Source organism: Ruegeria sp. CDSB136 (genome assembly GCF_059610965.1).
In genome coordinates this window covers 164,036-174,074 of sequence record NZ_JBXWOP010000012.1, presented here as the reverse complement: position 1 = coordinate 174,074, position 10,039 = coordinate 164,036, and the positions used below count along the sequence as shown (strand labels likewise).

The following is a 10,039-nucleotide window of genomic DNA, read 5'->3' as shown; positions in this document are numbered from 1 at the left end:
GGGCGGAAAAACGCTTGATCAGGTGGCGCAGTCAGGCGACCTTAACGTCAGAACCCAGGCCACTTGGGGAATGTCGGTTTAGATCGTACCAAGCGCTATTCTTCAGGAGTTGATCGGCGAAACCTATTAACGCTTGGGCGCGATCAGGCGTGAAGACCATTTGCGATCTAAGAACGCCAATAGCCCCTTCCGAATTCATAGTATCTCGCAAATTTCTAGTACGCACCTTCGGGACGTTGGCTTCAAAGACAAAGTCTTTTCCGATGCATATTGAGGCATGAGTGTAGGGGCTGTTCGATCTCTCGGAAATCTTCGCTTGGTGGATTTTTGGCTTTGTCGGTTGATGTAATAGTATGTCGCCGATCAGCAAATCTTCCAAATCAAGTTTTTTCATATTTGGATACTCAAGCTCGTTTAGGTTTGCTGCACCCTCACTCGACAAAATGAGAAATGAGGCACGCTATACGCGTGCAGGTTCAAAATCCACACGGATGGAATACCCCAGAACGCGCGCATAGTCCTCAATCGTTGCAAGGCGTGGTGAGTTACCCGAGTCCAAGCTTTCCAAACGAGAGATATTGCTGCGTTTCGTGCCCAGTTTTTCGGCCATCTGCTCTTGTGTGAGCCCCGCCTGCTTGCGCAGCGCAATCATCTGCCGTTTCATCTCGAAAGCAGACGACAACGCGTCATACTCAGCCTTTACCGCTGAGTCTTGCAGCGCCTTGTCACGCATGTTTTTCAAAGTTGGTCGCTCAGTCATTGTCCTGAACCTCCTTCATTCGTTTTTGTGCCGTTGCCATCTGTCGCTTCGGCAAGGTGTTTGTCTTCTTGATCACTGACAAGAGAATAATGATCTCCTGTCCCTTCACTGTGCAAAACACCGAGCGCGAAATCCCTTCTTTGCCTTTGGCGCGGATTTCAAACAGACCTTTGCCCAAAGGCGCGGTGTGAGGCCTGCCAAGGTCTGGGCCGAATTCTTCGATCAACTCGGTTATTCGCAAAAAATTGGCTAGGATGCCCGGCGGCAGTGCCAGCGTCTCCTTCTCAACCTTCTCGCTGTAAAACGTGATCTTCCAGTTCATTCACAATGTTATCAAATATGATACCTTTTTGTCAAGGCAGATCAAACAGATCGCCCTGTCTTGAGCGTTCAATGTGAGCTTTCCAGTGCTTCGAGCTTGCCTCCTCGTCCAGCCAAGCGCTCACTTGCCGCCGTACTCAGGCTGATCCAAAGCTATTACCAGACGCCCGAATACCTGACCAAGAAACCCGGCACCAAGGCAGAATACCGGCGCACATTAGAGTTGATCAGAGAGACAAACGGCAAGGCAGACTTCACAAAGCTGCGCCGTAAGAACGTCATCGCAGCCCGCGATAAATACGCCGACAAGTGGCGCAAGGCCAATTCCATGGTGGAAATGCTTTCCATACTTTCCCGCCATGCAATCGACCTTGAATGGATCACAGCCAACCCCGCCAGCGGGGTAAAGAAGCTGACTGGCGGGGAGTATGAGCCATGGCCAGACACAAAGCTACGCGCGTTTGAGAACTATTGCCGAAAGCACGACCTGGAATTGGAGTTGACCGCGTTCATGCTTTGCACCGGCACCGGCCAGAGGATCGGTGATGTCGTGAAAATGGAATGGGACCATTACGACAGAGAGTTCATAGCAGTTGTGCAGGACAAGACAGACAAGAGGCTGTGGGTCGCCTGCCCCACCTTCCTGAAATCCCACCTCGATTCCCTGCCGCGCAAGGGGAAGTTCATTATCGCGCAGTCACTTCACAAGGGCGTGGCCAAGAAAACGATACAAGAGCGGGTTCTAAAGGTCAGGCGAGCGAAAGAGGTGAACGGCGAGGACTACGTTATTCACGGTTGGCGATACAACGCAGCCGTTGCGCTGGCCGAGGCAGGATCGACGGACAGCGAGATTCAAGCCGTGACCGGACACAAGACTTTGGAGATGGTCCGGAAGTATCGCAGTCAGGCGAACCAGAAGCGGCTATCTAAGCGGGCGCAGGATCGGCGCAAATAGACCCCGGAACAGAACAAAAACGAAACAAGAAACCGGGAAACTAATTGGGAAACTTGAAAATGATCATCCAGAATACGCGAGGCGATGAGGGTGATTTATCTTTTAAAATCAAGCTGGTGCGGGTGGAGGGACTTGAACCCCCACGCCTTGCGGCGCCAGAACCTAAATCTGGTGCGTCTACCAATTTCGCCACACCCGCATTCCGGCATTTGCGCGCCGGATTGACGGGGTCAATATCAAAGCTTGAAACCAAGTGCGAGAGGGAATTGCAGGCGACGCCAAAGTTTATTCCCGTTCGCAATATTACGCCTGATCAAGGTACTGATCCAAATTCTTTCATGGCAACCGTCAGCTGAACGAACTCCTGTTCAATGTCGTGTAGAAACAATGACATAGCGATACAATTGAACAGGCCCTGCTGAGTTTATTCGTCTCTACTGAGATGATCGGCAATATAGGTGCGCAATCGGATGAGGTGTTCATGAAGTCATCTGCGCGAGCATTTCTGCTTCGCAAATTCCGCTGGGTCCAATCAATCAGAACTCTGCGCACCAAAGCAGAAAAACCAATGCGAGTCCGCCCACTACCGGCAATCCCGATTTCTGCTGACGCGTGGGGTGCTCAAATCTTCAGGCGAATAGGCAGCCGCGCACGCAAAGCCTCCTCGGCCTTAGCGGGCAGATGGTCGGGCGCGGGTTGTGCCTCGATCTGGGCAACGCGGGCGATGGCGCGATCCCATACTGTCTGTGCACCGCTTTCCAGCCAATCATTGACGCTTTGTCGATCACCCAGAGAGGGGTAGACATATTCGCGGGTCATCAGGTTCAGTGTTTGAGCGGTGCCAAGATAGTGCCCGTCGCCTGTGACGACCTCTTCGATCAGGTCAAGATCAATCGAGGTGTCACACATCTCGACCCCGCGAACCGACCGCAGGATCGCACCGCACATGTCGTTGTCGATTACCAGCGCCTCTTTACTGGCAGCCATGATCGATCCCAGCATGCCGACCGAAAGGTTGATCATGTCCGCCCCGGACTGCGCGGCCAGGGCGATGGTATAGCCCTTCTCGTATCCTGACTGCGCGTCAGCCGTCTTGGCGTCAGTCATCCCGGCGGAAACAGTCGATGGCAAGCCGAGATTCAGCAACAGCTGCGCGGCGGCGGCATTGGCGATTGCGGCTTCACCCGATCCACCGGTCATGGCCCCGGTGCGCAAATCCGAGATGAATGGCAGAAAGGCAAGGATGCAGGGAAAGCCGGACCTCATCATGTTGACTAGCACCAGACCCGCCATCGATTCTGCCAGACCTTGCGCCAGCGCTCCAGCAAGAGAGGCCGGGCTGGTTGCCCCCGCCTGAGCCGCCGAACAGATCTGGAGCGGCATCCCAAGACGCACGCATTCGCGCATGACACGACATGCTTCTTCGGCCAACGTCAACGGCGGCACCACATGACAAACCGAGGCAAAGCAAAACGGTTGCCTCCTGAAACCCCCTTCTGCCCCCAACGCTTGATCAAACATCTCGATCACTGGGGCGACGTGCGCCGGGTCAAAAAAGCTGGTGCCGATGGGCTTTGATGTCGCCTTCATTGCCGCAAAGGCGGTGTTGATATCCAACGTCAACGGGTCCTCCAGATCCCGCGCGACCACCGGGCGCAAAGAATAGTGAATCGCATCACAGGAATCGACGATCCGCATCAGACCATAAAGGTCCTTCAGCGTACTGTCGCGATATGTATTGGTTTCGGAATCAAGGATGTGTACGGCCGCGCCGCCAGTACCTATATGGACCTTTCCACCGCCTATCTCGATCCCACGATCCTTGATGAACCCGGGCAGTTCGACCCGCTTGCAGGCCTTAGAAATCACCTCTTCGACCAAAGCGCGGGGAAAGGTGATACGCCCGTCCACCCGCTGCAACGCACCGCTGTCAAGTGCAAGTTCACGAATATCACGGGACGCACCCGACACTCCTGTCCGTTCCAGAATATCAAACGCGGCGTTGGTAATTTGGGCAAGCTTGCCCTCGTCCAGCGGTCTGAACCGCCCACCGAAAGGTGGCGGCGTCACTTGGTGCGCAGAAAGTGCCAAGCCCCGACCGGATCGTGATCGCCGCATGTCTACATCCTATGTGGATCCCAGTGCGGAGGCATCTTAGGAAGCGCCACTTTCAAGCTCAATTCTATTAGTTGCATAATTTCGTGAAATTATTTCGCTCAAGGCAGGCCGGGCCCACCACCCGCCCTGAACGACGGGACGTCCTTTTTCTTGTTGCCGGGAAGGAAATCAAGCGAACTCTCCCATGGGTTGAGGCATTCTTATGCGCGCCTCACCACATTCGCGCCACAATTCAAACGTTAAAATATCTTATTCGCGTCAAAATAACACCGCCTTGAGGGTTCTTCTTGGGCACAGGAGTTAATGAGTCTTTTTGCGCATCTGCTGCGCTGTACCAGTGTTTCACTCAACTCCAGCACAAGGGTCTTTACCGTGACCGACATGATGAACTCCGCCGCTGCCGAGCAAGACGCTGTCGTTTTTGCACGTCAAAGTTTTCTTGGTGAACTCAAAACACTGAACCGCGATTACCCTGACACGGGATTTGGCATTGCGTTGCGAACCCATTCCGGCGACCACTATCTGCTTGCCAATGCTCGGATGCCTTTGCCTTCCGTCAAATCCGAAGGGTTTCCCACTGGACGCCAGGTTGCACGCCTGGAAAATGGTGATCATTTCAGTCTGATCGAAGTTCTGGCCGATGCCGGAGCATATGAAAACATTTCTCCGCGCGCCGAAGCCGAAATTCTGGGCAACGCTCTGGATTTGATTGCCCGGATCGACACCCTGACCCGCGCGCCTTCTGGCCGTATGCCGGAAACCCTGCAAATCGCCGCAACTGGAACCGGAGGCTGATCCATGGCGCGCAACGAACATCTTCTGTCCGTAGGTAATGAGGCCCTGTCACCTATGACGTCGGCCATGACGTCCCTGACGGCTCAGATCGACCAATTGACGGAAGTGGCCGATGCGCGCTCTTCGGCACGGCTGGCGACACTCAAGACGCGGATGGAGAACTTTACCGCGTCCGTGACGCTGGTCGGGCAGGTGAAGGCCGGTAAATCCTCGATCGTGAACATCCTTGCGGGCCGTCCAGCCCTGCTGCCGTCGGATGTGAACCCATGGACCTCGGTTGTCACCACCCTGAATATAAACACCCGTACGCAGGGCGGCACCAAGTCCAGGTTTACCTTCTTCGAGCAGGAGGAGTGGGACAATCTGATGGTTGGCGGCGGCCGGCTAGGCGAACTGGCCAACCGGGCTGGTGCGGACGACGAAATGGACGATATCCGGCGTCAGATCAATGAGATGAAGTCCAAGTCCGAAGCGCGGTTGGGAAAGCACTTCGACCTCATTCTCGGCCAGAGCCACCAGTATGACTATTTCGATGAGGAACTGATCCAGCGCTATGTGTGTCTGGGGGACGAAGACGACCCGGATATTAACCCAAAAACGGGGCGGTTCGCCGATGTCACCAAATCAGCGGAACTGTTCATGGATATTCCCCAGTATCCGATCTCGCTGAAGCTCTGCGACACGCCCGGTGTGAACGATACTTTCATGGTGCGCGAACAGATCACCTTGCGCAGCTTGCGCGGATCCGAGGTCTGTATTGTGGTTCTCGCGGCCAGCCAGGCGCTGACCACCATGGATATGGCGCTGATGCGGATCATCGCCCAGTTCGAACACCGTCAGATCATCCTGTTCGTGAACCGGATCGACGAGTTGGCCGATCCCGTCAATCAGGTTCCGGAAATCCGCGACCGGATTCAAGACACGCTGAAACAGAACAACATCGACACAAACACCAGCGTTGTATTTGGAAGCGCTTTGTGGGCCGAGGCCGCACTGACTGGCAACCCCGACATCCTGACAGAAGAATCTCGACAGGCGTTGAACACGTTCTATCTGGCGGCCGGATTTGGAGATCAGGCACCTTCGCTTGACAAAATCTGGGCGTTGTCCGGTCTGCCTGACCTTCTGCTGGCCATGAATGAACGCATTGCCGAAGGCGCGGGCACCCGTCTGCTGGATCGTGTGCGCCACCGGGCCCGAAACATTGCCAGCCAGATTCGGGCCACGGCCGTCGCCAAGACACTGTCTGGTGACGAAGGAGTGGTTCGGGATCTGGACGGAGTATCGCCAGAAGACGCCATTTCCACCGTAGCCGCCGAATACGAAAAGAAGGTCGCTGACCTGACCACGTCGCTGCGCGACAAGGTGCTTGAACGGTTGGCCTCGGCTGAGGCAAATTTTGTCAAACGGGCGACGGATTCCCTGATTTCCCATCTGGAACAGAACGGCGAACAAGGCACCTGGCAGTATGATCCGGCCGGGCTGCGCACCCTGCAGAAGGCCGCCTATTTCAGCTTCGCCCGAACCATGCGCAAGGAAGCCGGAGCGCTTTACGCAACCGCCGCAACGGACGTGGAGGCGCTGTATCACAGTTTGCTGGGCAACCATTTGGGTGAATTCAAGATCGAAGCCCCGATTGTACCGCGCGTCCCGCCGCCATTGGGCATCGGGCGAACCATTGCGCTTGATTTGCAAAGCACCTGGTGGCGCCGCTGGTGGAAACGCCGCAAAGGATTCGAGGCTTATGCGGCGGATTACACCCGCCTGATCGCCTCCGAAGCGAACTCGATCACCAAGGATATCGAAGAAAACCAGATCGCAGCCGTTCTGGAAAACGTCAGGGCTACTCTGTCCGATTTCATGCGTGAACAGAATGAGACCCTGCTGAACATCTCGGCTACGGCGGAGCAGGATCCCGGACGCAACACCGCATTGATGGCAGGCATCCAACTGCAGAAATCGCGGGACGAAATCCTGGGTAGCATCCTTAAAGATCTAAGTAACGAGGCAGCATAAGTAGAGATATGACAAAAGACTCACAAAACCGCTTCGTGTCACCTAAGGCCTGGGAACGCATCGAGCAGTGGTCCCGCCGCAAGCCGGTCTTTGCGCTAATGGGGGAATTCAGCGCCGGGAAATCGACGCTGATGAATTTTCTCCTGCGCACGCAGGCACTGCCGACACAGGTCACGGCGACGCAATTGCCGCCCATCTGGTTCAGTTGGGGCAACAAACCTGCCTTCGTAAAACGGCATGATGGCAGCACGGAAAGTATCACGCTGGATCAGCTTGAAAGTGTTGGCGTGAATGATGCGCAGTTCATTCGCATCTATCTCGAGGCCGACATTCTGGAAGCTGTCGACCTGATCGATACCCCGGGCATTTCGGATCCCAAGATTTCGACCGATGTGTGGCGGCGCGCAATCGGTCAGGCCAATGGCGTTCTGTGGTGTACCCATGCAACGCAGGCCTGGCGCGAGACTGAACGCGCAACCTGGGTATCCCTGCCCGAGCGTTTGCAGAACAACTCCCTGTTGCTGGTCACCCGCGTCGATGCACTTGATGTCAAAGACCGCCAGAAAGTGCTGCGACGGGTCAATCGGGAAGCCGGACATCTGTTCAACAGGTCGATCCTGTTTTCTGCGCGCGATGCCATTACGGCACGGGACAAAACCGGTGATGCCGAGCTTTGGTCGCGCAGTGGTGGCGGCAAGATGGTCGACAGCTTTCTGGAGATCACTGAGCACATTATGGACAACCGGGCAGAACAGCTGTCCCGTTATCAGATCGACAAGACGCTTTCCAACGAACCCAGGGTTCAGCCGCTGCGTCCGTCGCGTAAGGCTGATGGCGAGGGGGACAAACGGCCCGAAAGTGAAGCGGTGCCCCTCCAGCTGATAAACCCCCTTGCCGACGAAAGCGACGAACCCAAGGTCGTCACCAGCTTTCCAGTGCGTCCTGCACGTGTGGAGCGGCAAGGCGAGGATTCGGAACGACCGAGAATTGACGCGGCTGAAGCCGAGCGACTGCGGGCTGAGATGGTGCCCGATACCGTAGACTCGAGCAAAGACGGCGTAGACGACGACGATTTACGGACCTTTTTCCGCAAAACGTCGGAGGGCCCGCTGGACCTGACGGCACTGGCCAGATCCACTTCGGATGAAGACGAGTTCGATCTGCTGGACGAAGACGAACTGGATGAAGAGGCTCGCGATCCCGCGATTGCAACCAGTGAACCCGAAGATTGGGACGAGTCTGAAACCCTGATCGCGGCGACTGAAGACAATCCAGCGGATGCGCCTGAAGTCTCGGTCGAGGACGAGGCTGAAAAAGAAGAGGGAATTGAGGTTTCGGTCTCGTCGATCACCGCTTTGCTGGCCCAGCAATCGGACAAGTCAGACCAGGAATACGAACCCGAGCCTGAAGACCTTAGCCCGGCCGAAGCCGAGATTCTGTCCATGCCGGGCGGAAATGCCGAAGCGCAAAGCCGCGATTCCGAGAACATAGATGCGATAGCTGGTCAGATGTCGGCGCCTAAGGAAAGCTCGCTCAGCGCATCCGCCATGTGGCGCGAGGTTGCGAAGGACGAAGACCTGCCGGAAGATGTCGAAGGCTTAAAGAACGTATTTACGGCGTTTCTGGCTGAGTTTGACAAGATCGCCATTGAGCACAACGAGCAGCAGACCAAAGAGGCGTTGCGCCCAATGGCAAAAACCAGTGAAAACAGCAGGGCGGAATGGCATGTGCTTTAGCCCCGGAAACATTGTCCTGACGGACAGTTTCGACAGAATTGCCAGGTGTTAGATGTCGATCGAAGCTGCGTTGACCACTGCAATGGAATCAATACCCGACTGCATCGCAGCCGGGTATATCGATATGGAAACCGGGATGTTGCTGGGGACAAAAGTCGCTGACCCGGAAGGTGGCGACGCATTGGACACACTTGCAGTTGCTGTCGCCAACCTGTTTCAGGGCCGGGGAGTACGGGCCTTTGAGCAGCTTCTGCGGCAGGCAGAACCAGAAACCCCAAACGGTTCCAGCTTTGGCGAGATTGCAGTGTTTTCCAATGATCGGCTCAATATTTTTCTGCGGACCCGGGAATATCCCGATCATGTTGTCTGCTACGTCTGTCACAACAGCGCGAATGTCGGGTTGGCGCTGGCGAAATCACATCTCAGTCTGGGCTCGGTGGCGGCTGCAGTCTAGTTGGACCTGAGGGGGTCAAGGCATGATGGATACTGACATACTTGACATGCTCGAAGACATCGGGCGGTCATCAGTTGCTCGGCTTTCTCCGGCTGTGACGCTGGCGGGTGACACGCCCGTAACACGTCGCGCTGAAGTATTGCGCGCCATTCGCCGCACCGTGTTGCCGCGCCGCCTGGAATTTACGGCCGCCAATGGGGATTGCCTTGCAATTGAGGTCAACAGTTCAAGGGTCACGGATGTCTTTCGCGTCCGGTCCGGTTTGGTGCCGGATTTTGAAACCGAACCGCGGGATGCGTTGACTGACAGGCTGGCCCATCTGGTGTCGGACATTGCCGCTGCCCCTGCCCCGCTGGAACTGACGTCATTGCAGCCGGATACCGCGCTGGAAGCAGATGATGTCGGGATAACCCTCAGCGAAATCCAGGTTGCCTGCCAGAGTATAGAGTTTCCAACCGAACCAATTGTTTCGATTGTGCCCAATGTCGAACCGGACCTGCAACCGCCCGTACCCCAATCGGATACGCTGGCGGCAAGATACTTTGACGCGGCCGACAAATTTGCGCTGGGACGCATTCTGGCGGAAAGCTCAGATGGGCGCGAATTGCAATCCGATGGTATTTGCGCACCCGGCCAAAGCGCTGGGCCAGATCAGGAACTTCTTGCACAATTTGCGAAGGATTTGAGCGGTTGGAACGCCGATCTGGCTATCGATTCCGAAAAGCCGCAACTAATTGTCATGCGTCCGTCCGGCGGTAAAGGAGCCGGCCTGGCGGTACTGCAGCATGGTGATCAATTCGCGGTCGCCTTGCATGAGGCGCGCAAGCTGGGTTCAGCGGTCAATCTGTGGACCACTCTGAAGGGAACAGAGGAATGACTGCGCC

10 protein-coding genes and 1 tRNA gene are annotated in these 10,039 nt (G+C 55.8%); 6 read left to right on the top strand and 5 right to left on the bottom strand.

Annotation, left to right across the window (positions count from 1 at the left end):
- Positions 1–31 precede the first annotated feature (31 nt).
- The 3 genes from AC2FIR_RS14365 to AC2FIR_RS14355 all read right to left on the bottom strand — a co-directional run bounded on the left by AC2FIR_RS14365 (position 32) and on the right by AC2FIR_RS14355 (position 1,082).
- Entirely contained in the window at positions 32–394 is a 363-nt protein-coding gene (locus AC2FIR_RS14365) for a hypothetical protein (protein WP_496762591.1), read from the bottom strand.
- Positions 395–460: 66 nt separating this feature from the next.
- Entirely contained in the window at positions 461–760 is a 300-nt protein-coding gene (locus AC2FIR_RS14360) for a helix-turn-helix transcriptional regulator (protein ID WP_496762589.1), read from the bottom strand.
- A complete protein-coding gene (locus AC2FIR_RS14355) occupies positions 753–1,082 on the bottom strand; it encodes a type II toxin-antitoxin system RelE/ParE family toxin (protein ID WP_496762587.1) in 330 nt (109 codons plus the stop codon). The genes AC2FIR_RS14360 and AC2FIR_RS14355 overlap by 8 nt, the downstream gene beginning before the upstream one ends.
- A 96-nt stretch (positions 1,083–1,178) precedes the next feature.
- Between AC2FIR_RS14355 and AC2FIR_RS14350 the strand changes: the two genes are divergently transcribed.
- The gene (locus AC2FIR_RS14350; RefSeq protein WP_496762585.1) at positions 1,179–2,036 is read left to right on the top strand and encodes a site-specific integrase; all 858 of its coding nucleotides are present in this window, start codon (positions 1,179–1,181) and stop codon (positions 2,034–2,036) included.
- A gap of 114 nt (positions 2,037–2,150) precedes the next feature.
- Here the strand turns inward: AC2FIR_RS14350 and AC2FIR_RS14345 are convergent.
- Both AC2FIR_RS14345 and AC2FIR_RS14340 read right to left on the bottom strand, forming a co-directional pair.
- Positions 2,151–2,235, bottom strand: a tRNA-Leu gene (locus AC2FIR_RS14345).
- Positions 2,236–2,657: 422 nt separating this feature from the next.
- Positions 2,658–4,154, bottom strand: a complete 1,497-nt coding sequence (locus AC2FIR_RS14340) for a trimethylamine methyltransferase family protein (protein ID WP_496746339.1) — start codon at positions 4,152–4,154, stop codon at positions 2,658–2,660.
- A 303-nt stretch (positions 4,155–4,457) separates the two neighbouring features.
- On the opposite strand from AC2FIR_RS14340, the gene AC2FIR_RS14335 reads away from it, so the two are divergent.
- From AC2FIR_RS14335 to AC2FIR_RS14315, 5 genes are read left to right on the top strand one after another with little or no spacing between them, the layout of a single operon-like run.
- A complete protein-coding gene (locus AC2FIR_RS14335) occupies positions 4,458–4,949 on the top strand; it encodes a hypothetical protein (protein WP_480441549.1) in 492 nt (163 codons plus the stop codon).
- A gap of 3 nt (positions 4,950–4,952) precedes the next feature.
- Complete coding sequence (locus AC2FIR_RS14330) at positions 4,953–6,965, top strand: dynamin family protein (protein ID WP_480912942.1); 2,013 nt, start codon at positions 4,953–4,955, stop codon at positions 6,963–6,965.
- Between the two features lie 8 nt (positions 6,966–6,973).
- A complete protein-coding gene (locus AC2FIR_RS14325) occupies positions 6,974–8,701 on the top strand; it encodes a dynamin family protein (RefSeq protein WP_496746337.1) in 1,728 nt (575 codons plus the stop codon).
- 52 nt (positions 8,702–8,753) lie between these two features.
- Positions 8,754–9,155 (top strand): hypothetical protein, encoded by a 402-nt coding sequence (locus AC2FIR_RS14320; protein ID WP_496746335.1) that lies wholly within the window; start codon positions 8,754–8,756, stop codon positions 9,153–9,155.
- A 22-nt stretch (positions 9,156–9,177) separates the two neighbouring features.
- Positions 9,178–10,032, top strand: a complete 855-nt coding sequence (locus tag AC2FIR_RS14315) for a hypothetical protein (protein WP_170611161.1) — start codon at positions 9,178–9,180, stop codon at positions 10,030–10,032.
- The last annotated feature ends 7 nt before the right edge of the window (positions 10,033–10,039 follow it).

Coding starts and splice junctions, on each gene's coding strand:
- AC2FIR_RS14365 (WP_496762591.1), bottom strand. CDS start 394: ATGAAAAAACTTGATTTGGAAGATTTGCTGATCGGCGACATACTATTA.
- AC2FIR_RS14360 (WP_496762589.1), bottom strand. CDS start 760: ATGACTGAGCGACCAACTTTGAAAAACATGCGTGACAAGGCGCTGCAA.
- AC2FIR_RS14355 (WP_496762587.1), bottom strand. CDS start 1,082: ATGAACTGGAAGATCACGTTTTACAGCGAGAAGGTTGAGAAGGAGACG.
- AC2FIR_RS14340 (WP_496746339.1), bottom strand. CDS start 4,154: ATGCGGCGATCACGATCCGGTCGGGGCTTGGCACTTTCTGCGCACCAA.
- AC2FIR_RS14335 (WP_480441549.1), top strand. CDS start 4,458: ATGAGTCTTTTTGCGCATCTGCTGCGCTGTACCAGTGTTTCACTCAAC.
- AC2FIR_RS14330 (WP_480912942.1), top strand. CDS start 4,953: ATGGCGCGCAACGAACATCTTCTGTCCGTAGGTAATGAGGCCCTGTCA.
- AC2FIR_RS14325 (WP_496746337.1), top strand. CDS start 6,974: ATGACAAAAGACTCACAAAACCGCTTCGTGTCACCTAAGGCCTGGGAA.
- AC2FIR_RS14320 (WP_496746335.1), top strand. CDS start 8,754: ATGTCGATCGAAGCTGCGTTGACCACTGCAATGGAATCAATACCCGAC.
- AC2FIR_RS14315 (WP_170611161.1), top strand. CDS start 9,178: ATGATGGATACTGACATACTTGACATGCTCGAAGACATCGGGCGGTCA.